Source organism: Oscillibacter acetigenes (genome assembly GCF_025567605.1).
Lineage (GTDB): Bacteria > Bacillota > Clostridia > Oscillospirales > Oscillospiraceae > Oscillibacter > Oscillibacter welbionis.
The window spans coordinates 66,256-91,804 of the sequence record NZ_JAOQKG010000007.1 but is presented as its reverse complement, the minus strand read 5'-3'; the positions used below and the strand labels follow the sequence as shown (position 1 = coordinate 91,804).

Annotated in this window: 20 protein-coding genes and 3 pseudogenes; 9 read left to right on the top strand and 14 right to left on the bottom strand. The window is 51.0% G+C overall.

Annotated elements, in window-relative coordinates; all coding sequences use genetic code 11:
* The first annotated feature begins 15 nt into the window (after window positions 1-15).
* The 4 genes and pseudogenes from OCV80_RS14310 (at window position 16) to OCV80_RS16695 (ending at window position 2,583) form a co-directional block, all read left to right on the top strand.
* Window positions 16-522, top strand: a complete 507-nt coding sequence (locus OCV80_RS14310; protein WP_317258894.1) for a transposase — start codon at window positions 16-18, stop codon at window positions 520-522.
* A pseudogene (locus OCV80_RS14305) lies at window positions 479-877 on the top strand (IS3 family transposase); the annotation flags it as partial. The gene OCV80_RS14310 and the pseudogene OCV80_RS14305, both read left to right, overlap by 44 nt.
* A gap of 50 nt (window positions 878-927) precedes the next feature.
* Complete coding sequence (locus tag OCV80_RS14300) at window positions 928-1,284, top strand: IS3 family transposase (protein WP_249390868.1); 357 nt, start codon at window positions 928-930, stop codon at window positions 1,282-1,284.
* 143 nt (window positions 1,285-1,427) lie between these two features.
* Window positions 1,428-2,583, top strand: a pseudogene (locus tag OCV80_RS16695) (tyrosine-type recombinase/integrase).
* A 1,068-nt stretch (window positions 2,584-3,651) separates the two neighbouring features.
* Here OCV80_RS16695 and OCV80_RS14285 read toward each other — a convergent pair.
* Window positions 3,652-5,106 carry an ATP-binding protein gene (locus OCV80_RS14285; RefSeq protein ID WP_267288514.1) on the bottom strand — a complete coding sequence of 485 codons (1,455 nt, stop codon included), beginning with the start codon at window positions 5,104-5,106 and terminating at the stop codon, window positions 3,652-3,654.
* A 369-nt stretch (window positions 5,107-5,475) separates the two neighbouring features.
* Here OCV80_RS14285 and OCV80_RS14280 point away from each other — a divergent pair, with 369 nt between their 5' ends.
* The 5 genes and pseudogenes from OCV80_RS14280 to OCV80_RS14260 form a co-directional block, all read left to right on the top strand.
* Window positions 5,476-7,296 carry a class I SAM-dependent DNA methyltransferase gene (locus OCV80_RS14280; RefSeq protein WP_267288513.1) on the top strand — a complete coding sequence of 607 codons (1,821 nt, stop codon included), beginning with the start codon at window positions 5,476-5,478 and terminating at the stop codon, window positions 7,294-7,296.
* Window positions 7,293-8,465, top strand: a complete 1,173-nt coding sequence (locus OCV80_RS14275; RefSeq protein WP_256265067.1) for a restriction endonuclease subunit S — start codon at window positions 7,293-7,295, stop codon at window positions 8,463-8,465. The genes OCV80_RS14280 and OCV80_RS14275 overlap by 4 nt, the downstream gene beginning before the upstream one ends.
* A 1-nt stretch (window position 8,466) precedes the next feature.
* Window positions 8,467-9,081, top strand: a complete 615-nt coding sequence (locus tag OCV80_RS14270; RefSeq protein WP_267288512.1) for a hypothetical protein — start codon at window positions 8,467-8,469, stop codon at window positions 9,079-9,081.
* A gap of 15 nt (window positions 9,082-9,096) precedes the next feature.
* Entirely contained in the window at window positions 9,097-12,234 is a 3,138-nt protein-coding gene (locus OCV80_RS14265) for a type I restriction endonuclease subunit R (RefSeq protein WP_267288511.1), read from the top strand.
* A 357-nt stretch (window positions 12,235-12,591) separates the two neighbouring features.
* Window positions 12,592-12,822: pseudogene (locus tag OCV80_RS14260) on the top strand (transposase); the annotation flags it as partial.
* A 54-nt stretch (window positions 12,823-12,876) separates the two neighbouring features.
* Here OCV80_RS14260 and OCV80_RS14255 read toward each other — a convergent pair.
* The 13 genes from OCV80_RS14255 to ilvD all read right to left on the bottom strand — a co-directional run bounded on the left by OCV80_RS14255 (window position 12,877) and on the right by ilvD (window position 25,541).
* Window positions 12,877-14,067 (bottom strand): IS256 family transposase, encoded by a 1,191-nt coding sequence (locus OCV80_RS14255; RefSeq protein ID WP_267288509.1) that lies wholly within the window; start codon window positions 14,065-14,067, stop codon window positions 12,877-12,879.
* Window positions 14,068-14,394: 327 nt separating this feature from the next.
* On the bottom strand, window positions 14,395-14,661 hold the full coding sequence (locus tag OCV80_RS14250) for a DUF6809 family protein (RefSeq protein ID WP_256265035.1): 267 nt from the start codon (window positions 14,659-14,661) through the stop codon (window positions 14,395-14,397).
* 1,109 nt (window positions 14,662-15,770) lie between these two features.
* On the bottom strand, window positions 15,771-16,487 hold the full coding sequence (locus OCV80_RS14245) for a FadR/GntR family transcriptional regulator (protein WP_267288508.1): 717 nt from the start codon (window positions 16,485-16,487) through the stop codon (window positions 15,771-15,773).
* Window positions 16,488-16,724: 237 nt separating this feature from the next.
* Window positions 16,725-17,144: a PPC domain-containing DNA-binding protein gene (locus OCV80_RS14240; RefSeq protein WP_267288507.1), complete on the bottom strand. Its 420-nt coding sequence runs from the start codon at window positions 17,142-17,144 to the stop codon at window positions 16,725-16,727.
* Between the two features lie 14 nt (window positions 17,145-17,158).
* Window positions 17,159-17,644, bottom strand: coding sequence for a PPC domain-containing DNA-binding protein (locus OCV80_RS14235; RefSeq protein WP_267288506.1), 486 nt, complete (start codon window positions 17,642-17,644; stop codon window positions 17,159-17,161).
* Window positions 17,645-17,694: 50 nt separating this feature from the next.
* Window positions 17,695-19,071 (bottom strand): hypothetical protein, encoded by a 1,377-nt coding sequence (locus OCV80_RS14230; protein WP_267288505.1) that lies wholly within the window; start codon window positions 19,069-19,071, stop codon window positions 17,695-17,697.
* A 75-nt stretch (window positions 19,072-19,146) separates the two neighbouring features.
* On the bottom strand, window positions 19,147-20,079 hold the full coding sequence (locus OCV80_RS14225) for a BKACE family enzyme (RefSeq protein WP_267288504.1): 933 nt from the start codon (window positions 20,077-20,079) through the stop codon (window positions 19,147-19,149).
* A gap of 106 nt (window positions 20,080-20,185) precedes the next feature.
* Window positions 20,186-21,469 carry a TRAP transporter large permease gene (locus OCV80_RS14220; protein ID WP_267288503.1) on the bottom strand — a complete coding sequence of 428 codons (1,284 nt, stop codon included), beginning with the start codon at window positions 21,467-21,469 and terminating at the stop codon, window positions 20,186-20,188.
* 3 nt (window positions 21,470-21,472) lie between these two features.
* Window positions 21,473-22,018, bottom strand: coding sequence for a TRAP transporter small permease (locus tag OCV80_RS14215; protein WP_267288502.1), 546 nt, complete (start codon window positions 22,016-22,018; stop codon window positions 21,473-21,475).
* 147 nt (window positions 22,019-22,165) lie between these two features.
* Window positions 22,166-22,294, bottom strand: coding sequence for a hypothetical protein (locus OCV80_RS14210; protein WP_267288501.1), 129 nt, complete (start codon window positions 22,292-22,294; stop codon window positions 22,166-22,168).
* A 42-nt stretch (window positions 22,295-22,336) separates the two neighbouring features.
* Entirely contained in the window at window positions 22,337-23,197 is an 861-nt protein-coding gene (locus tag OCV80_RS14205; protein ID WP_267288500.1) for a TRAP transporter substrate-binding protein, read from the bottom strand.
* A 91-nt stretch (window positions 23,198-23,288) separates the two neighbouring features.
* The gene (locus OCV80_RS14200) at window positions 23,289-23,852 is read right to left on the bottom strand and encodes a ferredoxin domain-containing protein (protein WP_256265026.1); all 564 of its coding nucleotides are present in this window, start codon (window positions 23,850-23,852) and stop codon (window positions 23,289-23,291) included.
* 21 nt (window positions 23,853-23,873) lie between these two features.
* A complete protein-coding gene (gene ilvD, locus OCV80_RS14195) occupies window positions 23,874-25,541 on the bottom strand; it encodes a dihydroxy-acid dehydratase (protein WP_256265025.1) in 1,668 nt (555 codons plus the stop codon).
* Window positions 25,542-25,549 lie beyond the last annotated feature (8 nt).

Genomic DNA, 25,549 nt, shown 5'->3' with positions numbered 1-25,549 from the left:
CCGCCACCTTCTAAAATGAGAATTCTCGAGAAGTCTTTAGACTTCTCGAGAATTAGTATCTCATATCCTCTTCAACTTTTTAATCCGCCCCCAGCTTTGACGCTTACGCCAAATCGAAGATACAGTGCGGAATTCAAAGTAAAGGTAATCGAAATCATGCGGGCGGAAGGCCTGAACCACAGTGAAGCAGGCCGGCGGTTTGGGATTGAGTCTCATACACTGCTTCAGATATGGGAGTGGATTTACTTGGCGGAAGGGCCGGAAGGTTTCTCTGTTGAACGACGAGGGCACAGCGGATCGGGCCGTCCTCTGAAACGGGTAAGCCAGGACCGTGAGAAAGAGTTGCTGGCTCAAGTACAGCGATTAGAGGCAGAAAATCGATACCTAAAAAATTGCGGGCCTCGGTTTTGGAAGACGAGCAGCGCCAGCGCAAAAAGCGCGGGTGATTCAAGAACTGAGGCCAGAAATCCCTTTGAAGATGCTGCTGTCCGTTGCTCACCTGTCAAGGCCCACATTTTATGATGAGATAAAGCGGATGAAGAAGGGGAACAAGTGCGCATCCGTAAAAAGAGAAATCCAAGCAATTTTTAAAGAACACCGGGGCAGATACGGTTACAGGCGAATCACAGCGGAGCTGGAAAACAGGAAGATTCATTGTAATCACAAGGTAGTCTCCAGACTGATGAAGGAGCTTGGGTTGGTGTGCCGAGTTCGGATGAAGAAATATCGTTCTTACAAGGGCGAGATGGGACAAATTGCGCCAAATCTGTTGGAGAGAAACTTTGAGGCAGAACAGCCAAACGAAAAAATGGTAACAGACGTCACAGAATTTCATCTTTTCGGGCAAAAACTCTACTTATCCATCCTGCTTGATCTGTAAGCCGGGACATTGTAAGCTACACGATTTCAGATCGTCCGGACCTAAAGATGGTGACCTCCATGCTGGAGAAAGCGTTTCATAAAATTCCGGATGGGACAAATCTGATTCTTCACTCGGACCAAGGCTGGCATTACCAGCATAGAAAGTATCGGGACATGCTGAAAGGCAAGGACATTCGGCAAAGCATGAGCCGAAAGGGGAATTGCCTGGATAATGCTGTCGTGGAAAATTTCTTTGGGCTCCTCAAATCGGAGCTGCTTTATCTGCAAAAGTTTGCATCCATAGAGCAGTTTAAAACAGAACTGGTCTCCTATCTTGAATACTACAACAACCGAAGAATCAAATTGAGCCCGGGCGGTCTGCCTCCAGCCGTTCATAGATGTAAAACCCTTGGCGCTGCTTGAGTCAGTCGTAGTTGTCCAATATTTTGGGTGCAGTTCAACTTTTGAAAAAAGGAAATTGTAAAGTCTTTGATAACTCCGATCAAATAGCGTGGCTATTTTATAGAAGTTGCAGTATGTTGTGTTGCTGATAGGAGGCGATCGATATGTCAAAGAAACGAGCCAACGGCGAGGGGAACATCCGCAAACGCAAGAACGGCCGCTGGGAGGGACGATACACTGCCGGGTACGATCCAAAGACCGGCAAACGCATCAACAAAAATGTGTTGGGTAAGACGCAGGCGGAGGTTCGGGAAAAACCGAAAACAGCCATGGCGGAGTGTCAGGGGCTGGACGTCAGCAGAGAAGCCGATGAACACACAGTAGCCACCTGGCTGAAAATGTGGTATGAACTCTATGCCAAGCCCAACGTCCGCACAGCCACCGCCAACCGCTACCAGCTCATCATCGATACCTACACCGTCCCCCGCATCGGGAATATCAAATTGAAGAAGATGACCACCCGGCATCTGCAGAAGCTCTACAAGGAGTTATTAGAAAACGGTAGAATCCATGTTGGAAAGAACCAGAGCAAAGGGCTCAGCACCACCACGGTCCGCAGCGTCCACCTGATGCTCCACGCCGCTCTGGACCGGGCAGTAAAAGAACGGCTCATTCCCCGAAACCCCTGCGAGAACTGCATCGTCCCAAAGCCCCGAAAACTGGACATGAAAGTCTTATCTCCAGAGCAGATGGGGGGCTATTTTGGAAGCCGCACAGCGGCGAGATCTGCTCTCTATGTTTTATCTGGAACTGGTCAGCGGATTGCGGAAGGGAGAACTGGTGGCCCTGCGGTGGGACGACCTGGATGTCCAAAGCAAAACTATCTCGGTAAGCAGACAGTATGTCCGAAACCCGGATGGAAGTCTGGAGCTCACAAGGCCCAAAACCGAAAACTCAGTACGTCTGGTGTCTATCCCACAGGCAGCGGTGGACCTGCTGCTCCAGGAGCATGACCACCATCCGGATAATCCATACATGTTCCCCTCTCCATTAGCCGGAGAGATGTATCACCCGGACAGCGTGGTAAACCTCCACAAAAAGATCCTGAAGGACGCCGGATTGGAACATCTCAGATTCCACGATCTCCGGCACACCTTCGCCACCACAGCTCTCCAGAATGGCGTGGACGTGAAAACAGTGTCCTCCATGCTAGGGCACTTTGACGCCGGTTTCACCCTCCGCACCTACACCCACGCAACAAGGCAAAAGCAGGATGAGGCAACCCAGACCATGGGCAGCTTCATGGAACAGGTCATGTAAGACAGAGAGAAAAATGCCGGACGGGAAGGCAAATCTTCCCGTCCGGCACTCTTGTGTCCGTTATTTCCTTTCCGCGTGTGGGTCACGGTGTGGGTCAACCCGCTGCCCCACATTTTGACCCACACGAAAAAGTCCACATTCGCAACAAAAAAACACCTGAAATCCGAAGATTTCAGGTATTTGTTGGAGCTGCTGGGCGGATTCGAACCGCCGACCTCATCCTTACCAAGCGACCCCGGAGATTTTTTCTAACTATTTTTCGTGCTTTATGGCCATATCCGCTCCAATCCGCTTCCTTTCCGTCACTCTTTGAGCACAAGGTTTCCGCCTGTTCCGCGGCCCTCTGTGGCGGGTTGTGTGGTCAAACCGTTGGGGCAGTAGGTTTAGCGATCCGACGGTTTGCACAAATGTGGTCAAATTGCGGTCTTCCTTTCCTGCCGCAAAAGCTCACTGTCCCGCTTTTCTACATGCTTTCACAGAGCTGCTTTTGAGAGGGTGTTAACAAAGATAAAAAGACGAGAATCCTGTTCCTAAAGCTGCCATGTCGCCGTCCTCTGGCGACAAACCTTTCGTTGTAAGTTTCATGCAAGTTTGTACCAAACTCCCTGCTATCGTTAAATGATGCCGTGTAAACCGCAAAGAAGTACCAAATTAGTTCAACGTTAGTCCCAAAACATCCAACGCCTTAAATTGTTCGTTGATATACCACCATGAGAATGCTCTGGTGCTGTCATCAAACAGGTAGCAATACCTTTTACCCAGTTTCTGCGACAGCATTGACAAGGGAAGATTCTTTCATTCCAATTTAACAACTGATTGTTGTTTGATTTCCATATGGTGCGGTCAAATAAGGACCAAGGATTTGCTGATTCCCAGCGCTTCCTTGGCCCTTATTTGATACCTCTCCCCCAAAAGTTGAGAGTAGATTTTCAAGTCGCTCAGTAATAATTGAGATTTTCTTGTTTATTGTAGGCTTCCTATCACTTTTCCGAGATTTTTATTTGTCTCAAGGTTGATAGTAGGTTTAGAGTTCCTTGAGAGTTCCCTTACTCTAGGCCCTTTCATCCACTATCCGGCATAATATTTCTGCTTGGGGCTCCCGGGGCAATCCGGGATCGTCATTTTGAGTTTCCCGACTTCCACCAGCGGCCGGATGTAGTGACGGGTTACATAGTAGGATGTCTTGATGCCTAAGAATTGAGCGATCTCTTTGCGGCTGCGCGGAACACGGCAGAAGGAGAGAAGATCATGTCCCGCCGAAGGCTGCTCCTCCGCGGGATCTGCCTGTCTCTCTTCCTGGGCGTGATTGTAGAGCGTCACCACAAACTCATTCCGACGGTTCTCAAATACCGGGGCCGGTAGGCCATAGGCCGCCATCTCCCGCCGAATGGTGGGAATGCCCGAGTATCGGTTCTCCGCGTCTGTCAGGATCTCCGCCATCACCGCCAGCGCAGGATTCCGAAGATCCGGACGGGCATGGCCCAGCTGGTCCACCGTCATCCTGCCATAGAGGCTACCGGGGCTGTGGATCTCCAGTCGGTCAGAAAAGAAATTGATCTGGACAGGCGTACCCTCGGTATAAATGCTGTAATCCCGGTGGATCAGCGCATTGAGGATCGCCTCCCGGAGTGCCCGGATGGGATACTCCGTCTGATCGGTACGTTTCCCCGTCTGCGGATCGATCACCGTGCGAGTCTTCATGTTCCGCTTGCAGAACGAGAGTGCTTCCTCTGTCATTTCAGCAATCGTTCCCTCGATCCGTTTATTGTCCAGAAACCGGGCAGAATCCTCTTCTGCAGTGTCACCGATTTCTTTTCCCGGAACCACGACGGCGGTAATGGCAAGCTGGGGCAGGTATCCCTGTGGGTAAATCCCGAAGTTCAGGACGGCCGCAAGGGTTGGCGCGCCATTTCGTGTAATGTTCAGCATCTCGTACTGCTGCTCTTCGCTTAGCTTTCCAAAGCCTGGCCGTTCCATGCGCCGATCCAGCAGATAGCGCTGCACAGCGTCCTGATTTAAGGTGTCCAGAGAAGCCCGCTCAATCGGCCTTTCATCGTCGTGCAAATGCTTCCTAAACGCCTCATAACTGTATAGTTCGTAATCCGTCATGGGAAGATCCGCGTCGCCTACCCGGATATAAGAGCCCTTCATCCGACCAGCGCCCTTGTAATAGCATGGCCGCTCCGCCAGATCAATGGAGGGAATTTCTGCAGAGCAGACTGGGAGTCCATCTACCTCAGCTACCGTAAAGACCGCACGCACAGGCGGGTCCATCTGATTGCACTGCTCCGCCACTTTTTTCTGCAAGTCCTGAAGGTCATAGACACCCACTACCTGAAAATCCTGTGTCTCGTCCAGTCCAAACAGCAAAATTCCTCCACTGTCCTGGTTTGAAAAGCTGGACAGTGTGTCATACAGGCGTCTCGGACAATCCACATGAGCGGCTTTGACCTCCAGCGTCTGCGTCTCCGCCTTTTGCCGGGTCGTATGCCGCACGAGGTCTAACAGTTCTTCCGTCAGCATAAGGACACCTCCTCTCTTGCTCCAAGCTTAACTTACATCTTCAAAAATGTCAATCAAATCTGTTCGACATTTTTAGCTTTTTCAAACAGGGAGTTAGGTTTATTTTAATTTATTTAGATTTTATTAAATTTACTATCTTGGTAGAAATGCAAAGATAGCTTTTCTTTGCACTCATCCATGTGCCCATATTTGAATGCATGTGTGCATTTTGCTCAACAGGAAAAACGCATGCGTGCTTTTTTGCAGTGTTTTGCGATGGTGTTGACAATGAAAAGGCGAACTATGGGTCATTTCTGCTGGGAACTATATTCCAAAATCCCAGAAAAAATGATACACTATTCTAAAAACTACACTCCGGGAGAAATTGACATGATCAACATTCGCAAGCTGGAATCGGAACTGTGGGAGTCCGCCGACCTGCTGCGGGCCGGTTCCAAGCTGACATCCAACCAATACTGTATGCCCGTTCTGGGGCTGATTTTTCTCCGTTATGCATACAGCCGCTTCAAACTGGTGGAGGCAGAAATCCTAAAGGACCGCCCGGTGCGAAACGGCCAGGTGCTGCCGGTGGAGGAGAGCGACTTTGTCTCCCGCAGCGCCCTGTTTCTGCCCCGGGAGGCCCAATACGCCTATCTGGTGGACCTGCCAGAGAACATCGCCGCCGCTGGGCTGACTAACCGGAACGGCCAGGTCATGAACAGCCTGGGGGAAGTGGTCAACAACGCTATGGAGCTGGTAGAGGAGCAGAGCGAGCAGCTTTCCGGCGTGCTGCCCAAGGATTACACCATGTTCTCCGACGAGCTGTTGGCCGAACTGCTGCGGATCTTCAACAACAGCGCCCTGGACGATGTGGGGGGCGACGTGATCGGGCGCATCTATGAGTATTTTCTCAACAAGTTTGCCAAGAACATCGCCCAGGACGACGGGGTATTCTTCACCCCCAAGTCCCTGGTAAAGATGATCGTCAATATTCTGGAACCCAGGGAGGGCATCCTTCTGGACCCGGCCTGCGGCAGCGGCGGGATGTTCGTCCAGACCGGCGACTTTGTGGAGCATGCCGGGATGCTGGCCAACAACACCATGACCTTTTACGGCCAGGAGAAGGTGGAGTACAACGCTCAGCTGTGCCTGATGAACCTGGCGGTCCACGGCCTGTCCGGGGTCATCAAGTCCGGGGACGAGGCCAATACCTTTTACCACGACGCCCACAATCTGGACGGCTGCTGCGATTATGTGATGGCCAACCCCCCCTTCAACGTGGACAAGGTGAAGGCGGAGTCGGCCCAGAACGCCGGGCGGCTGCCCTTTGGGATGCCCACCGTCAACAAGAATAAGGAGGTCAGCAACGCCAACTATCTGTGGATCTCCTATTTCTACTCCTACTTAAACGAGGACGGCAGGGCCGGGTTTGTCATGGCCTCCTCAGCCACCGACAGCCAGGGGAAGGACAAGGACATCCGGGAAAAGCTGGTACGCACCGGCCATGTGGATGTGATGATCTCGGCGGGCAACAACTTCTTCTACACCAAGAGTTTGCCCTGCTCTCTGTGGTTTTTTGACAAGGGGAAGAAGGAAGAACTGCGGGACAAGGTGCTGTTCATCGACGCCCGAAATTACTACACCGTGGTGGACCGCACCCTCAACGAGTGGAACGAGTGGCAGCTGAAAAACCTGAACGCCATCGTGTGGCTGTACCGGGGCGAGGTGGACAAGTACCAGGAGTTGCTCTCTGAGTACCGTCAGGAGCTGGGAGATCAGCTGTCCTTCCCGGAGCGGGCGCAGCAGCTGGAGGCCGACCTGCAAAGCGCCCGGGCAGAGGCAAGAGAAGCTGTGGCTCAGGCGGCCCGCAAGGACAAGAAGCGGATCGAGGCGGAATATCAGGACACCATCCAGGCCCTGGAGCAGAAGCTGACCGTGGCGAAAGAGGCTCTCTGGCTTACGGAGAAATTTGGGGACGGGGTGTACGCCGATATTCCCGGCCTGTGTAAAGCGGCCACCCTGGAGGAGATCGAGCAGAAGGGCTTCTCCCTCACCCCCGGCGCCTATGTGGGGGTGGCCCCGGCGGAGGACGACGGGGTGGACTTCCATGAACGTATGACCGAAATCCACAAGGAACTGCTGGAACTCCAGGCGGAGTCCGACCGGCTGATGGAGACCATCTCGAAGAACTGGGAGGAAATGGGGTTGTGAATTTTTTAGATAAAATAACATTAAATCCTCCCGTTCCGTTAAAGAAAGGGATTGCCTATCCGTTTATTGAGATGGCCAATGTCGGAAGCTATCAGCGTGAGCCGGAGAATGTCGACACTAAGGTGTATTCATCGGGAAGCCGGTTTGCAGATGGTGATACAATTATCGCGCGGATAACGCCATGCCTTCAAAATGGAAAAGGCTTCTACTGCCACAATATTGGTGAAGGATTTGGTTCAACTGAGTTTATTGTATTGAGGCCTAAGGACCAAACTGTTGATAGCAGATATTTATATTATTTGATGCAGACTAACTATATTCGAGAGAAAATGATAAAATCTATGGTCGGTGCCTCTGGAAGGCAAAGAGTCAATAATGATGTCTTTACCTCAATAGATATTTCTTTTCCTAAAATTGAAATTCAGCGCCGCATCGCCGACATTCTCTCCGCCTACGACGACCTGATTGAGAATAACCGAAAGCAGATCAAACTGCTGGAGGAGGCGGCCCAGCGGTTGTATAAAGAGTGGTTCGTGGACCTGCGCTTTCCCGGCTATGAGCACACTAAAATCACGGACGGCGTGCCGGAGGGGTGGGACATTCGAGCAGTTAGCGACTTTGGGAAAGTAATTACAGGAAAAACTCCGTCTACCAGCAAACCCGAGTACTATGGCGGAAACATTCCATTCGTTACAATCCCTGATATGCATAATACGATTTTCCCTTTATCAACAGAGAAGTATTTATCTAAACAAGGAGCTAATACACAGAAAAACAAATTTCTTCCTCCACATTCCGTAATGGTTTCTTGCATTGCCACGGTCGGTCTCGTTAATATCACATGTGATCTATGCCAAACGAATCAGCAGATAAACTCTGTCATATTAAAGGATGAAAAAGAGTTATATTTTTTCTACTTTGCTATGAAACGCATAAAGTCCTTATTGGATGGCGTTGGTAGTAACGGAGCAACAATGACTAATGTCAATAAAACAAAATTTGAAAATATTAGAATTTTATATCCGGAAAGTTATTTGGGCAATCACTTTTTTGAACTTTGCCATCCAATTTTTCAAAAAATACTTATTTTGAGTAAAGAAAACCAGTATTTACAACAAGCCCGCGACCGCCTGTTACCCAAACTGATGAGCGGAGAAGTGGAGGTATAGTATGACTTTGCCTACGATAAAATCACCCACCAAAGCAGAAATTGAGGCGTCAAATAGCTATAAGAGAGAACGAGAAATCCGCCGGGATATTCTGAAAATAGAGGAAACGCTTCAAAAATCCGACTTCAATGAAATGAAAGCCCTACATAAATATTTAGACGGAAAATACCAACACGGCATTGCTGATTGGGGCAAAAGTATGTATGGATATAATGCGGAATATGGTTTTTCGTATGAGTTCCTCGATCTTGATTCCATTAGAAACAACTTATCTGCAATGAAGCCGAAATTGGAGGCATTTATTTACGGATGGAATACCGCAAGTCGTCCGTCAGGCTTTATGAAAACCCCGGATGTAAATGTTACCGTCAGTAATACGGTCAATATTTCAATTTCTTTCGAGGAAGCCCGAAAGCAGATAGAGGATATGTCGTCTCTTACGGATGAACAAACTCAGGAAGTATTAGAACGTATTGATGTAATCGAACAAGTTATTAACTCTGACAGCAGTAAAAAGTCTAAATGGGAAAAAATCAAACCCATTTTGGCGTGGCTTGCTGATAAAAGTTATGACTTAGGGAAAACAATATTGCCATTGCTACTTAAAATTGAGTAATAAGTAGGTGATTTTATGAGCTACGACTACTCCGAAAACATTCTCGTCCAGGAATCGGCCGGACACCTGCTGGAGCGGGAGCTGGGCTGGGAGGTGGCCTATGCCTATAACACGGAGAAGCTGGGCAGGGACGGCACCTTCGGCCGGATGAGCTATAAGGAGATCCTGCTCACCCGGTATTTTCGGCAGGCGTTAAAGCGCCTGAACCCGTGGCTCACCTCCGCCCAGACAGACGAGGCACAGAAGAAGATGGAGTCCCGCCTGTCCACCGCCTCCCTGATGCAGATCAATGAGGAGAAGTACGCCCTCATCCGGGACGGCATCCCTGTCACCGTCAAGCGCCCCGACGGCAAAACTGAGGAGAAGCGGGCCCGGATCATCGACTTCCAGGACCCGGACAACAACCACTTCCTGGCCATCAAGGAGCTGAAAATCCACGGCGACCTGTACCGCCGCCGCACAGATATCGTGGGATTCATCAACGGGATTCCTCTGCTGTTTGTGGAGCTGAAGAAGAATACGGTGGATGTCCAGAATGCCTATACGGACAACTACACCGACTACCTGGACACCATCCCCCACTTGTTCTACTACAACGCCTTTCTCATCCTCTCCAACGGCCTGGAGGCTAAGGTGGGCACACTGGGCAGCAAGTACGAGTTTTTCCATGAGTGGAAGCGTCTCAGCGAACAGGAGACGGGCAGCGTGGCCCTGGAGACCATGCTGCGGGGTATCTGCAAAAAGGAAAACTTCCTGGATTTGCTGGAGAACTTCACCCTCTTTGACCACTCCGGCGGACGCACCGCCAAGATCCTGGCCCGCAATCATCAGTATCTGGGTGTCAACGAGGCGGTTAAGGCCTACGAGGCTCGGAAACTAAACAACGGCAAGCTGGGTGTCTTCTGGCACACCCAGGGCAGCGGAAAGAGCTATTCCATGGTATTCCTGGCACAGAAGATCCGACGGAAGTTCGCAGGCTCGCCTACCATTGTCATCCTCACTGACCGGGATGAGCTAAACAAGCAGATCAGTGACACTTTTGAAAACTGCGGTCTGCTGGGCAAGACCAAAGCCAGCCAGTTTATCGCCACCAGCGGCGAGGATCTGGTACAGAAATTGAAGGGCAATCCCAGCTTCATTTTCACCCTCATTCAAAAATTCAACAAGGCAAACCCAGAACCAATCTATCCCGATCACGATATCCTCATCATGTCTGACGAGGCCCACCGCAGCCAGTACGGCATCTTTGCCGACAATATGACGGCGCTACTGCCTACCGCCTCACGGATTGGCTTTACCGGGACGCCTCTGCTGTCCAACGACAACATCACCGAGCGCACCTTCGGTGGATACATATCGGTGTATGACTTCAAGCGGGCGGTAGAGGATGGCGCTACGGTTCCTCTGTACTATGAGAACCGGGGTGATAAGATCGCGGATCTGCACAACCCGGAGATCACCGACCGAATTCTGGACGCCATCGAGCGGGCCGATCTGGATGTGGATCAGCAGGAAAAGCTGGAGCGGGAATTTGCCAAGGAGATCCATTTGCTGACTGCCCAGCAGCGCCTGGAGTCTATTGCAAAGGATTTTGTAGGTCATTACTCCGACCTGTGGACCAGCGGCAAGGCCATGTTCGTCTGCCTGAACAAGGTCACCTGTGTCCGGATGTACAATCTGGCACAAAAATACTGGGCCCAGGAGATCACCCGCCTGGAATCTCAGCGCAGGCACGCCACCCAGCAGGAGGCTCAGGAACTGGACCGGAAAATTGCCTGGATGAAGGAGACGGAAATGGCCGTGGTGGTCAGCCAGGAACAAAACGAGATCCAGACGTTCCAGAAATGGGGGCTGGATATCAAATACCACCGTGAGAAAATGGAGAACCGGGAACTGGACAAGGAATTCAAGGACCCGGACAATCCCCTGCGGGTGGTGTTCGTGTGCGCCATGTGGCTCACCGGCTTTGATGTAAAGTGTCTGTCCTGCCTGTACCTGGACAAGCCATTAAAAGCCCACACCCTGATGCAGACCATCGCCCGAGCCAACCGCGTGGCGGAGGGAAAGAGCAACGGCCTGATTGTAGACTACATTGGGATCGTAAAAGCACTGCGGAAAGCGCTGGCAGACTACACAGCCAATGTGGGCGGCCAGGGCGAGAGTGACCCCACCATAGATAAGGAGGCGCTGATTGTCCGTATCCTGGATACCATCGCTGCTGCCAAGGAATTTCTTCTGCGCCACGATTTTGACTTACAGACGTTGATCGCTGCAAAGGATTTTGAGAAGATAGCCCGGCTGGAGGATGGGGCAAACGCGGCCAGTGGAACCCTGGAGGAGCGTAAACAGTTCCAGACTTACGCCAACGAATTGATTCGGATGATGAAGTACGCCGACCGGGACGATGTTTCGGCGGATGTCCGAAAAGAGTACGAGGCCATCGTTGCTATCTTCCATCAGCTCCAGAAAAAGCGCAAGCATGCCAGCAATGTGGACCTGATGGTGGAGATCAACGGCATCATCAGTGAGTATGTGCAGGTGGATGCTCCCGGCAAAGAACTGACTCCTTCCCGTCAGTTTGACATCAGCAAGATCGACTTTGACCTGCTCCGCCGGGAATTTGCAAAGGCAAAGCGGAAAAATCTGATTCTGAAGGATCTGGACGACTTGGTTCAACAGCGTCTTAACGAACTGATGTTTGCAAATCCACAGAGAATCAACTACTATGAGCGATATCAGCAAATTATCGACGACTACAACAGCGAACAGAACCGGGCCACCATTGAGAAAACGTTCATGGACCTGATGGACCTGGCCAACAGCATGGATCAGGAGGAGCAGCGGTATGTCCGGGAGGGCTTCTCCAGCGATGAGGAGCTATCTCTGTACGATCTGCTCTTCTCTGAAAATCTGTCCAAACAGGATATTCAGAAAATCAAGCATGTGGCGGTTGACCTGCTGGCCAAGGTGAAGGCTAAAATCGCAGAGCTGGATCACTGGACTGATAAGCAGGAAACGAAAGCTGCTGTGGACAACTTGATTCGGGATACCCTGTGGGCAGAACTTCCGGAGTGTTATGATGAGATCAGTATTTCGGGTTACCGGCGGAAAATCTACGAGTATGTGTATACTCGGTACCCAGATGTAGCATAGCGTATTATTTTTGCCTGATATTTTGTAATTCTTAGCGCCAAATTGCTACAAGCATCATCAATGGCACCACCCAGATCACCACGGATGGCATTTTCCAGACCATGGGCATTTGATGCCAAGTCCCTGTGCTCCGGCATGATTGGCGGAAAGGTGGCGGCCAAATAAGCACGCTGTATAGAAAGGACGCAGACGATTTCGCCCGCGTCCTTTTTCACTGTGTTCAGACTATTGTCCTTAAGTGGACGGAGGCCCCCAGTGGTAAGGTAGAATAAGTTTCGCAAAAATAAAGAGACATGGTTTGCAGCCCTCTGGTAGAATGAAGTCGCGACACACCATTCTGAAGGGAGACAGCAAACCATGTCCGAAAAGATTGTACAGCTGAACGAGGAAGTAATCAAGGGGCAAATCAAAGAACTGGTTCGGGGCAGTGTAGAGGAAACACTCAACGAACTGTTGGAGGCCGAGGCGGAGAAACTGACCCAGGCGGCCCGGTACGAGCGCAATGATCAGCGGCAGGGTTATCGCAGCGGCCACTACAGCCGCAACCTTACCACCACTTCCGGGGACGTTACCCTCAAGGTACCCAAGGGTAGTGTCAAGGAATTTTCGCAAAATGGTTTGCAGGGCCTGGCATGAGAGAAGTCAGCCAGCAATGGAGGCGTCCTCAAGGGCAGCCTCCAGGTGCTTCATGTTCATGTACTTCTTGTTGCCCCACTGGGTGCCGGCCACATGGCGCAGCCGGGCACAGACCAGCATGAGGGCGGAGTTGCCGTCCGGGAAACTGCCTACCACCCGAGTGCGGCGGCGGATCTCCCGGTTCAGCCGTTCAATGACATTATTGGTACGGATGCGAGTCCAATGTTCACCGGGGAAATCGCAGTAAGTCAGCGTTTCCTCAATGCCGTCCTCCACCTTCCTGGCCGCCTCTTTCAGCTTCATAGAGCGCAGTTGCTCCACCACGGCTTTGGCTTTCTCCCGGGCCGCTCTTTTGCTTTCCTGGGCGTGGATCGCCTTGAGCATCTTTGCCACCAGCTTTACTTTGGAACGAGGTGTGACCGAGAACACATTGCGGTAAAAGTGGACGGTACAGCGCTGGTACTTGGCTTCGGGGAATACTTCTCCCACAGCCTCCAGCATACCAAGGCACTTGTCTCCAACCACCAGCTTGACCCCATCCAGGCCGCGGCCACGCAGCCACTGGAAGAAGCTGACCCAGCTGGCCTTGTCCTCCTTCATGCCCTCGGCGGCCCCCAAAACCTCACGGTATCCGTCCTCATTCACCGCGATCGCCGCCAAAATTGCTACATTCTCAAACTCTCCACCCCAGTTACGGCGCAGGTAGATCCCATCCACATAGACATACGGATAGCGTCCACCTTGCAGAGGGCGGTTCCGCCAGTCCTCAATGTGGACATACGCTTTCTTGTTCAGCTCACTGATGGTGGATGGAGATACTTTACTGCCCCAAAGCGCTTCTGTGATGTCCTCCACACGCCGGACGGATACACCTGCCAGGTACATCTCAATGAGGGCTTCTTCCACACTGCTCTCCCGACGGCGATACCGCTCAATGATAGCGGTCTCAAAGGAGATCCCCTTGAGCTTGGGCACCTTCAGGGTAACGTCCCCGGAAGTGGTGGTGAGGTTGCGGCTGTAGTGGCCGCTCCGGTAGCCCTGGCGCTGTTCGTTGCGCTCGTACCGGGCTGCCTGGGTCAGTTTCTCCGCCTCGGCCTCCAACAGTTCGTTGAGTGTTTCCTCTACACTGCCCCGAACCAGTTCTTTGATTTGCCCCTTGATTACTTCCTCGTTCAGCTGTACAATCTTTTCGGACATGGTTTGCTGTCTCCCTTCAGAATGGTGTGTCGCGACTTCATTCTACCAGAGGGCTCCAAACCATGTCTCTTTATTTTTGCGAAACTTATTCTACCTTACCCTCCCGTCTTTTCTTTTTCTGATGTTTCCCTCTCCGTTGGCCCGTTTCTTTGTCATGGTATCCGCCTCCTTTTCAACGACACAACATACCACAGAAAAAAGAAATAGCCAGGACTTACGGCCACTGTTATCAGAAAGTTAAGAAAGAGCTGCCGCCTGCAGCTCTTTTCTTTGTATAGCATATCAATCTTTGGCGTGGGGATGTCCCGCTTTGGCCCTTTCTATGACCTACTTTTCCTCCTCGTCCTCGAAGCAGTAGGGCTCCAGCTCTCCAGCAATCCCCATGCCTAGCCGAAATCCAGCGATGAAGGATGTCAGAGAGGTTTCTTCCCGCAGTTCATTCTCCAAATCCGCCAGCTGCAGCAGGGTCTCCTGGTCTTGCTGGCCTAACCTCGCTTTGATTTCTCTGTATGCCTGATCCAATTCCACCTGGGCTTTTTGAAGCTCCGGCTCCCGGCAGAACCTTGCGTGCAGGGCTCTCATGTAGTCGTACATCGTGCCGCCTCCTTGTAAGCGGCTCAACATACCACAGAAAAGCGGAATAGCCAGGGGTACACCCGAGAGTTATCAAACAATTCATATTTTCTGTCTCCAGGGAGCATTTCTATCTTTGTTTAGGCGACGCAATTCATGAGTCGCTCAAATCCAGTTAAAAGGCTAAAATTAGGAACAAGCGTCACAATAAATCCCGCAACCACTGGCTTTTCCGGTTCTTTTCCAAAAATCAGCGTCAAGCAGATTACGTCCCCTCCGAAAAAGCGTCAGCTTCCGTCCTCGGGAACTGCCCGCACTGCGGGCAGTTGTATCCCAGGCGGGGATCGCTTGCGACTCCCGCCTTTTCTCCTGCTGCTATACTTTCAACGGGTGGGTTAACCCTCGATTCTGGGGGAAAACGTGTTCCAATAGTTGTCACCGGCTTTCGCCACACGGGCCCGACAAGGGCCGGGGACGGGGTTTCATGGGCAACGGGGATGCCGCCCCGCCTTCACCCACCCAACACAAGGGCTTACAGGGCCAAACAGAGGCTATTTTCTTCTCTCTGCCTTTCGACCCACAGGCCGCCTAAAGTGGGACCGGGCTTCTGCCCGGAACTGCGCCCGGCGTATAGCCGAACGCGATGCTTGCCCTGCTCAACCCTGCTCAAACAGGTGAGGATTTTCTCATGGAGAAGCCAATTGCAGTCATAGGAAAAAACGTTATAGGAAGCATAGCTTACAACACCTCATTTTACGACCTTTTTCCCGACTTAGAACAAACTGATGGAGGCGAATCAGTTCCTCTTTGGCCAGGACAGCTACTCCGCATCAAGGATTGCTCATCCACCATGAAATAGACATAGTCTGGCATCATAATCGATGGGGTCTGCATACCAAAGAGTATAATAGGGGACAGGATAAGCAACCGATGGGGCTCAAAGTTGACGGCCGAATCGAAGTGGACGTTGCCGGAAGGACACATGGCGCATAAGGCCTGGTACTCCTGCAAATACGTACAAAGTGCGGATGCTCTGCCGTCAGGCAGGCATGGGCAACCTGCTGGGTTTCCAACTTCAGCAGAACCCCATAGATATTGCCTGCGTCGCCTTTGATTTTGCAATTTTGTGACTATTGCTTTTGCTCAATCTCCAGGAAAGCTTTTCCTACATAAGTCAAATGATCTCTCATTTTCTCTACTGCCAAATCTGGATTGTTCTCCTGAATTGCCTTCCAGATTTCTTCGTGCTGAGGCGTAGAAGTTTGCTTTACGGTCGGTGCCCCAATCTCTACTTTTGCCATCCATTCATTCATCCCATCCAACAGTAACAACAAGGTCTGCTGCAAAAAGCCATTTTGAGAAATTTCTGCAATCGTCATATGGAACTGTGCATCTGCCGCCAATCGCTCCCTATGATCCGCGGTTTCTTTCATAATACGGTAAATATCGTATAGCTTCCTTTTTTCTGCTTCTCCAGCTTTTTGTGCAGCCAGACGTACAATGGCGCACTCGATCGCAATTCGAGCCTCTGTCAGCTCTTCCACATTATCATATCCGTACTTACTGGAAAGCTGCATTTTACGGGTATAAAAGTTATCAGGACTCCGAGCAACAAACATCCCTTCCGGCACACGGATATCGATAAAACCGAGAATATTTAACGCTCGAGTCGCCTCTCTGAGCGTGTTGCGCCCAACTTCAAACATCTCACAGAGTTCCTTTTCAGAAGGCAATCGTTCTCCGGCTGGAAACTTTCCCGATACTATCAGGTCTATCAACTGTTTTGCAACCAGATTTGCCATATTTTCTTTTCGCTTAATAGGGCGTATACTAGCCACTTTCGCCATTTGAAATTTCCACCTTATCATAAAACATGTAAATTTTTGCCGCAACATGCAAGATATGTATTATTATAATATATCACTTCCGCCTAGATTTGTCCATCTTTTGTTCTTTTTAACACATCTCAAGGCATACTGTGTACTTGTAAGAAATAGACCTCTCGCGCTTGCTGGTGTCTTGATCCACCCCGCTGCCGCAAGAGGCCTATCTCTTGTACAATTGTGCAAAGACTTTATAGAATTTTAGAGTAGCTCACCAATCACAATCTCAGCGGTCAGATTCACAAGGGAGCCTTCCGCAAGACGGCCACCCAAAACAGTTCCTGCAGAATTACTGAACGCAACATGCAGATCGTGCGTGGATTTACCATTTGGGGAAGTATAAACAGTCCCTTTTACCGAGCAGAGTTCCATGACACCCTGACGCCCTCCCCAGGCACGCGGTTCCTGATCATAGCCGTAGACAATTTCTTCGCCTGTTGTAGACATTAGACACTCATTAAAAATGCGAACCTCTTTCAGACTGCCAATGCCACTCAATAATGCCGCATTCTGGAAGTCATACTTTTGACAGCTTTCCAGGATTCCGCGGAGCAAGTCTTCTCCAGGGCCCAGCCGTATAGCAAGGAGCCGCCCGATTTTATGGTTCATTATAGCAGGCATAATATCCTCCTCAATCAAAGCTGTGTCGGTGCAAATACAAAAATATTGACACTGTCATCCCATTTTCTGGCCATATCAATCCCTTCGATAGTGCCGATCATAACGGTGGCTTTTTCTAAAATGCGGGTACCTTCGGGTAAGTGACCACCATGGGCGAACCCGTCCGGGTCCGAAAAAAAGCAGTGCATGTGGCAGGATACTGTCCCGGCCGAATCGTGACAGATGATGCCTTCTACAGAGTTTAGCGTCTGCGCACCCAATAAGCCGCCAAACCACAGCGGCTCGTCCATATAGCCGAATTTCAGCCGGCCGTCTTCCACGCCGATGGGAGCTGCGGTATATACAGCAGCCTTCTGAAGCCTTCCAACCGCACCATATACAAACCCATTTTTGATTCCTGCGGCTTCACATGCTTCAGAAATTTTTATTAAAAGATCATCTCCGGCATTTAACTCAACAACAAGTAAATCTTTTAAGTGTCCGCATGCTGTGAAAACCATATCCGATTCTCCAATCCGCTTTAAAGTTCCTGCATATCATCACATGAAAATCAAAGCCGTTTCTCTTTTCTGAAGATTTCCTCCATTTCTCGGCGAATCTTGACGCCCTCATTTGTCTCATCAAACTGCACGTCATTCCAGGTAATCAGCTGCCCTTTTTTCACGGGGCGGATGATCTTCATCTTTTCGCTGAGTCCCATGGGGAGCGCACACTGCCGAAGACTTTCATCTGCAGAGAAAAACTCTCCGTGTGCGCAGAAGCCACCCTCGCCATCTAGGATCTCTCCGGGGGTCAAATCCTTTTTACTGATGGAAACCACATCCGTAGCAAAAAATTTGGAGCGCCCAGTAGCCCTTCTGGAAACAGCAATTGCCGCAGCAGTAACACCAAGCTCCAGGCCGATGCCATGTACAGGCAGCATATAAGCCGAGTATTGATGCGTATCATCTGTGGGATACCAGGCTTTGATTACCGCATCTTTGGTCATCGGTCGGCCATCCGTATGCATGACTACGTACATGCCGGCGCGGAAGGCTCCCGGAACTGGAGCGGAGACACCCCGGTCCGGATAGTTGGGAGCGCAGACCTCCATTACGCCAAAATGCGAGAGCTTCCCGCCATCGGCTTTCGGCTTTAGAATGTTCGGCAGATCTGCATAGCCGGCTGGATAATAATGCAGACCTCCTTCGGGGGCACCCAGGCCTGTGGCGTTTGCAACCACGCACATTTCGATGGCGCCCTTGGTGTTATCCAAAAACGAGCAGTATCCCTTCGGGTTCATGCCAAAACGGTGCGCTTCTTCAACATCGTACCCAAATCGCTCAAACACAATGTCCGTCGGCGGCAATTCCTTATCGCCCTCCGTGTAGGGCCTCCACTCACCAGCAGAACAGACCTCGAACCCACATGTCCGAGCCCAGTCAATTAAGCTGCATAGTTTTGCGGGCTGGTCACCATAGGCATAGGACAGAATAATTCCTGCTTCATCAGCCATTCTGTTCAGAATGGGACCGACCGCTGCCATGCACTCAATATTGACCATGATGATATCCTTGTGGTACTGGCAGGCCATTTTAACATTATGGATTCCTGCATAGGGATTTCCTGTCGCATCGACCAAAATATCAATGAAGTCAGATTTGAAAAGCTCGTCCGCATCGGTCACAATACAAGTCGTGCCATTTCGTGCCGCTTCCTCAAATGTTTTCGCGCTGTATCGCTCCTTGGGCCACTCCATCAAGTCACAGGTTTTTTGGGCCCGCGCAGGATTCAACTCAGCAACACCCACTAGTTGCATTCCCGGAATTCTGTCCAACTGAACGGTGAATGTAGAAGGGAATCTTCCGAATCCGATCATACCCAGCCGAATGGACTTTCCCTGTGCCGCTCGTTTCTGAAGCTCCTCATAATAATTCGTCAGGCTCATCTTTCAGTTCTCCTTTTTCTTTTTATATTATATTCCCGGAGTAAATATTAGAACCAATATGTAGAATGCCTGTTTTCAGAATTTCACATGATCTTTTCCCTTAAGATGAAGCATCTCCCGCGCCTCCTGAGGAGAAGCAATTTCATAATCCAGAGATTCTAGGATTGTTTTAATTTTTGCGACCTGCTGCGCATTGCTGGTTGCCAGATCCCCATTGGCGCGGATATAAAGACCGTCTTCCATACCGACGCGAACATTGCCGCCTTGAATCGCCATCATGGTTGCAAATCGGAACATTCTACGCCCGCCAGCAACCGTGCTGTACTGAATATCGTTCCCCAAAAGCTTTTTGGCTTGGTCAATCATAAACAGCATGGACTCTCCGCCCATGGGAAATCCGCCCATGACGCCGGGAACAAACTGGATGTAAATAGGTTGTGTAATGATCCCCTCCTTTTTGAAATAGGCCAAGTTGCTCAATTGACCATAGTCGAAGACCTCATATTCAGGCAATGTCCCGCACCGGTTCATCGTGCGGATGCAATACTCCATGTCTTTGAACGTATTTTTAAATACGTTGTCATAAGTCCGGGTTAGATAGGGAAGCTCCCAATCATAAAGCGGTTGATCAATCCCCTTTGCGAGCTTGTGGTAGCAAAAGTTCATGGAACCACTGTTTGCGGAGGCCATTTCCGGCTGAAATTCCTCAATCACAGAAAATCGCTCTTCCGTACTCATGCCGTTTGCTCCGCCTGTTGTAATTCCAATCACAGCATCCGTCTCCTCCTTTATGGTGGTGAGGATCTGGCGAAATGTTTCAAAATCTCCAACAGGCATTCCGTCAGCTCGGCGGGCATGGATGTGCACAACGGCCGCTCCCGCCTTAGACGCATCTATCGCTTGCTGTGCGATTTGTTCCGGGCTGGCAGGGAAATAGGGTGACATGGACGGCGTATGGATGGCCCCCGTAATTGCCGCAGAGATAATAACTTTTTTAGGCTTACCCATTCAGACGAGTCCTTTCTTTTACGTTATAAGCAAGACTAGAACCTCTTGGAATATTGGAGAGGGGACCGGCCTTGTAATAAGTTTGCTGCCTGGAGTACCCCCCGCCTTATGCATACAGGAGATTCGGTAGGAAGGTGAGGATCTGCGGGAAGAAGGAACAGACAATCAGCATTGCAAAGATCATCACAATGAACGGCATACACGCCTTCGCAATTCGCAGGATATCCATACCACTCAAAGAGGATACCACATACAGGTTCAGACCAACAGGAGGGGTTAGAACACCGATAGAGAGATTGACAACCATGATGATGCCGAATGCTAGAGGATCAACCTGAAGACTCAGTGCGATGGGGAGCAACACAGGGGAGAGAATCATAATCGCTGAGCCGGCGTCCAGGAACATACCTGCGATTACTAAAAGCACATTCACGATGACTAGGAACACGGCGGGAGAGTCCGTAATGGAATAGACGAAATCGGCCATCATCTGAGGAATATTCATAACGGTGACTGCCCAGGACAGAAGACTGGCTGTGGCGATAACTACCAGCACCATTGCGGCGGACTTGGCACTATTCACAAAGGTTTCCTTGAGCTCTCTGAGCGGCAGAGTCCGATACACCACACAGCTCAGAAACAGCGCATAAGCCACTGCTAGAATTGCGGATTCCGTCGGTGTGCACATGCCAGTCAAAATGGTTCCCATGATAATAACCGGTAGCAACAGCGTGGGAGCCGCTATTTTAAAAGATTTCCAAACTTCTGACGCTGTAGGCTTCGGCTCTGCAGGATACCCGTGTTTGCGGGCGAAGAAATACGAGTAAATCATGAACATGATGCCCATCGCAATTCCGGGAACATATCCGGCAGCAAACAGCTCCACAATGGAAACATTTGCAATTACACCATAGATAATCATCGGAATGCTGGGCGGAATAATCGGCCCGATAGAGCCGGCTGCAACTGTCAATGCGCAGGAAAATTCTTTGGAATATCCCCGGTTTACCATTTCTGGGATCATAATTGCGCCAATCATCGCGGCCGCAGCGGATGCGGACCCCAAAATTGCAGCAATAAACATACAGGAAATCGCCACGGTAAACCCAAGCCCGCCATGCACCCATCCTAACAGACAGTTTGCAAAGCGCACCATTTTCTTGGACAGCGCGCCTCGATTCATGACCTCACCGGCAAGCATAAACAATGGGATTGCCAGCAAGGTAAAGCTGTTTAACCCATTGAACATACGCTGAACCAAAAGAATAGGCTCCATATCACCCATGCCATAGGCATATAAGATGAGCCCGGATGCTCCGATACTCATGAAAATCGGAACACCTAAAAAGAGCATCCCAAATAGTGAAACAACAAATACAATCAGGGCCATCAGTTACGCCTCCTCCTTGTCTACCGTACTCTCTTCCTGCACTTTCTTCAGCAGCTCGTCTTCCTCGGAGTATGCGGCAATCTTTCCACGGTGAATGATCCAATAGTCAATCAAGCCAAGTAGCATCAAGACGCCGCTGATCAGGAAAATCGAATAGATCATTGCCATGTCCAAACGCAGGACTGGAGAAAACTGCTGAGCTGCAGATGGGAGGAACTCCAGGATTCCCCAGAACATCACTACAATAAAGGCCACCTGTAATGCGACGGAAACGAATGTGGCGATAGCTTTTGGCACACCTCTTAGCATTTTCAAAAAGTTGTCGACGGCCATGTGCCCGTTATTCCGAACCAACAGGCAAGAGCCGAGCATAGCAATCCAAATCATAGAATAGTTTACAATTTCTTCACTCCACGTCAGCGAAGTGTTTAGAATGGCTCTGTTTATGATTTGCAAAAGAACAAGCGCCGACATCAGGGCTACCAGAGCCGTAATCACCCATTCCACGGCCTTGAAAATCATGTCGATTATTTTTGCAACAGCTTTCATATAATCACTCTCCTGCTGTTTTCCCCGTGCTGCCTGCTGTAAACCCCTGCCAAACTGAAAGACGGCCTCCAAAAGCAAACAATCTCCGGCATCAGGCATCTTGACTTAGGAGGCCGTCTTTCCACCTAAATAAAATTTGCGAAGGGCTCAACTATTGGCACAGTCCAGAATCTTTTGGACTAGTTCCTCGCCCCAGTCATACTCTGCGTAGAAATCCGTATATACACTTTCTGTGGCCTCTTTCCACTCTGTCATATCCGGATAGGTGATCTCCACACCGTTGTCAAGGGCTTCCTGCTTACTGCTGTCCTGCATCTCTCAATAGAGATTTCTCTGGTAAACGCCAGACTCCTCACAAGCGGTCTGCACGATCTCCTGCAGCTCGGGGGTCAGCTTCTGCCAAAACACATCAGAAACGAACAACTCGTTGATGCTCCACATGTGATAAGATTCCGCAATGTACTTCTGCACCTCATAATATCTGTTGCTGGTAAATGTGGGATAGCCGTTTTCCTGTCCGTCTACCACTCCTTGCTGCAAAGCGGAGTACAGCTCATTGAATGCAACAGGCGTTGCATTGGCCCCCAGTGCATTGAAAATTGCAATCGAAATCGGTGCCTGCGGCACACGCATCTTCATGCCCTTCAAATCTGCTAGACTCTCAATTTTTTTGTTGCTAGAAATAACCCGCAGGCCATTTTCATAGGCGGCCATTGGACGAATCCCATAATCAACGAATTCTCCCAGAATTTCATTCATCAGTTCTTCATTGGAGACAACTTTTTCCACCTGCTCATAATTTTCAAACAGGAAGGGCAGATCGAATACATTGATTTTCGGATTCATCGTGGCGGCTGTAGGTGAACAATAGATAATTTCCACAGTTCCAGTCCGTGCCTGATCCAGAATATCCAGCTCTCCACCCAAGGCGTTGTTGGTATACACATCACACTGAAGAACGCCGCCGCTTCTCTCCTCCAGATCTTCGGCAAGCTTCATCATTGCCTGAGAAGAAGGGTAATCATCCGGGTGTTGTGTGGCAATTCTGACGGTAATCGTCTCTGTGGACGAACTGCCACCATTGTCTGCTGTGGATTCTCCGCCGTCTCCCTGACCGCAGGCAGTCAGCCCAAAACACATCCCAAGAGCTAACAGCAAGGATACGACCCGTTTTTTCATCTTTAGTTCCTCCCATTCTTAAATATCAAATAAAGCAATTTCCATAATTGCTTATTTGTATAGTTGTGCTTTTCGCGGGGCTGCAAAGTGGTCAATCAACAAACAGTGGCTTTGCAATAGAGATCATATTGCGGTCGTAAAAAATGTTTTTTCCAGATACTGATAGCGGAATTCCGAAGGCCATGGTAACTCTTCTCGAAAACATATTTTCTTTCATAGCCGCTTTCCCTGCGCTGAACATGATCCGGTTGTCAATATGGTGGCTGGCGGCAATTCCCACTGCAGAGCCCAAAGCGATTCCAAGGTTAATTCCGGAGAATGCACAGGTCGTTCCATGCTGCATTGCATTTCCACAGTTTCCCATACCGCACAGCCCACAGTGTGCGGTAGACATATAAGAGGCAACTGCGCCGACCAAAAGGATGCACTGTGCCTTCCGCACATTCTCTGCATCTCTGGAGTAGAAGTCCATTCCGGTTTCTTTTGCCAGCAAACACATGGTGTCCGCTAAAAGGTCTTTGTCCTTGCCATCTAGGACAAGCGTTGCTAGAGTGTCTGCACCGCAAGACTTTGGGGCTGTCCGCACAGCAGCGGTCATAAGTGTGGCAACAGATTTAACGGCTTCCAAATCCAGTGCATCATCACCATATTTCATAAAATCGGCTCCTTTTCCGGATCACAATGTTTCATCATTCAAGATCGCGCCCTTGTTGGCAGAGGTGACCATGGCGCGGTAGCGTTTCAGATAGCCCGTCACCTGCTTGGGGGGCTGCGGAACGCTGGCCGCCTTCCGCTTAGCGATCTCCTCCTCGGAAACTAGCAGATTGATGGAGTGGTTGGGAATGTCGATGGCGATCTGGTCCCCATCCTGCACATAGGCCATCAGGCCGCCGGCAGCCGCCTCAGGGGACACGTGCCCGATGGAGGCCCCCCGGCTGACGCCGGAGAACCGCCCGTCCGTCACCAGGGCGCAGGTGGAGTCCAGGCCCATGCCTGCCAAGGTGGCTGTGGGTCCCAGCATCTCCCGCATTCCCGGGCCACCCTTCGGGCCTTCATAACGCACGACCACCACGTCGCCTGATACCACTTTGCCGGCGTACAGCCCTTCACAGCAGTCCTCCTCGCTGTCAAAGCACTTGGCGGGACCCGTGTGGACCATCATCTCCGGCAGCACCGCACCTTTCTTCACCACGGCGCCGTCGGGAGCCAAGTTGCCGTACAACACCGCCAGGCCGCCGGTCTGGGAGTAGGCGTGATCTCTGTCCCGGATCACATCTTCGTCCTTGATCTGCGCCTTGGAGATCCGGTCCGCCCAGGTGCCATCCACTGTGCGGGCCGTAGTATCGATGAGCCCCATCTGATCCAGCCGCTTCATGACGGCGCTCAAGCCGCCGGCATCATTTAGATGGACCAGGCAGTGGACACCAGCTGGATTCAGCTTCACCAGGTGGGGCACCCGGTCGCTGACCGCATTGACACCCTTCAGGTCAAATTCCAGCCCCGCCTCATGACAGATAGCAGGCAGGTGCAGCATGGTATTGGTGGAGCAGCCCATGGCCATGTCCGCCGTCAGCGCGTTTTGGATAGACCGCTGGTCCACGATGTCCCGGGGACAGATATTCTCCCGCACCAGGTCCATGACCTTCATGCCCGCGTGCTTGGCCAGAATGATCCGCTGGCTGTCCACCGCCGGGATAGTGCCGTTGCCTGGCAGGCCCAGGCCCAAGATCTCCGTCAGACAATTCATGGAGTTGGCGGTGAACATCCCAGCGCAGGAGCCGCAGCCAGGACAGGCGTGCTCTACAATCTCATCCGCCTCCGCCTCGCTCATCTTGCCCGCCTTAACAGCGCCGGGTGCCTCGAAGGCGTCCGTCAAAGCCACCTGATGGCCGTTGGCCTTGCCCGGCATCATGGGGCCGCCGGAGCAGAAGACAGAGGGGACGTTCACCCGCAGGGCCGCCATGATCATGCCAGGCACGATCTTGTCGCAGTTGGGGATGAACACCAGGCCGTCAAAGGGATGGGCGTTGGCCATGATCTCCACGGAGTCAGCGATGTGCTCCCGGCTGGGCAGGGAGTAGAACATGCCCTCGTGATTCATGGCAATGCCATCGCACACGCCGATGGCCGGGAACTCAATGGGGGTGCCGCCGGCCATGCGGATACCGGCCTTTACCGCCTCGGCGATCTTGTCCAAATGCATGTGGCCAGGGATGATCTCATTCTTGGCGCTGACCACGCCGATGATGGGCCGGTCCAGTTCTTCCTGCGTCAGACCCAGAGCCCGAAACAGAGCGCGGTGGGCGATCCGCTCCACGCCGCTCTTCATCAGATCACTTCTCATGCTTTTCC

Excerpts from the sequence above, each read along its gene's own strand:
- OCV80_RS14225 (WP_267288504.1), bottom strand. The coding sequence starts at position 20,079 with ATGGGTAAGCCTAAAAAAGTTATTATCTCTGCGGCAATTACGGGGGCC.
- OCV80_RS14265 (WP_267288511.1), top strand. The coding sequence starts at position 9,097 with ATGAGCTACGACTACTCCGAAAACATTCTCGTCCAGGAATCGGCCGGA.
- OCV80_RS14255 (WP_267288509.1), bottom strand. The coding sequence starts at position 14,067 with ATGTCCGAAAAGATTGTACAGCTGAACGAGGAAGTAATCAAGGGGCAA.
- OCV80_RS14215 (WP_267288502.1), bottom strand. The coding sequence starts at position 22,018 with ATGAAAGCTGTTGCAAAAATAATCGACATGATTTTCAAGGCCGTGGAA.
- OCV80_RS14285 (WP_267288514.1), bottom strand. The coding sequence starts at position 5,106 with ATGCTGACGGAAGAACTGTTAGACCTCGTGCGGCATACGACCCGGCAA.
- OCV80_RS14250 (WP_256265035.1), bottom strand. The coding sequence starts at position 14,661 with ATGTACGACTACATGAGAGCCCTGCACGCAAGGTTCTGCCGGGAGCCG.
- OCV80_RS14235 (WP_267288506.1), bottom strand. The coding sequence starts at position 17,644 with ATGGTTTTCACAGCATGCGGACACTTAAAAGATTTACTTGTTGTTGAG.
- OCV80_RS14245 (WP_267288508.1), bottom strand. The coding sequence starts at position 16,487 with ATGGCGAAAGTGGCTAGTATACGCCCTATTAAGCGAAAAGAAAATATG.
- OCV80_RS14270 (WP_267288512.1), top strand. The coding sequence starts at position 8,467 with ATGACTTTGCCTACGATAAAATCACCCACCAAAGCAGAAATTGAGGCG.
- OCV80_RS14200 (WP_256265026.1), bottom strand. The coding sequence starts at position 23,852 with ATGAAATATGGTGATGATGCACTGGATTTGGAAGCCGTTAAATCTGTT.
- ilvD (WP_256265025.1), bottom strand. The coding sequence starts at position 25,541 with ATGAGAAGTGATCTGATGAAGAGCGGCGTGGAGCGGATCGCCCACCGC.
- OCV80_RS14240 (WP_267288507.1), bottom strand. The coding sequence starts at position 17,144 with ATGCCTGCTATAATGAACCATAAAATCGGGCGGCTCCTTGCTATACGG.
- OCV80_RS14220 (WP_267288503.1), bottom strand. The coding sequence starts at position 21,469 with ATGGCCCTGATTGTATTTGTTGTTTCACTATTTGGGATGCTCTTTTTA.
- OCV80_RS14310 (WP_317258894.1), top strand. The coding sequence starts at position 16 with ATGAGAATTCTCGAGAAGTCTTTAGACTTCTCGAGAATTAGTATCTCA.
- OCV80_RS14205 (WP_267288500.1), bottom strand. The coding sequence starts at position 23,197 with ATGAAAAAACGGGTCGTATCCTTGCTGTTAGCTCTTGGGATGTGTTTT.
- OCV80_RS14230 (WP_267288505.1), bottom strand. The coding sequence starts at position 19,071 with ATGAGCCTGACGAATTATTATGAGGAGCTTCAGAAACGAGCGGCACAG.
- OCV80_RS14280 (WP_267288513.1), top strand. The coding sequence starts at position 5,476 with ATGATCAACATTCGCAAGCTGGAATCGGAACTGTGGGAGTCCGCCGAC.
- OCV80_RS14300 (WP_249390868.1), top strand. The coding sequence starts at position 928 with ATGGTGACCTCCATGCTGGAGAAAGCGTTTCATAAAATTCCGGATGGG.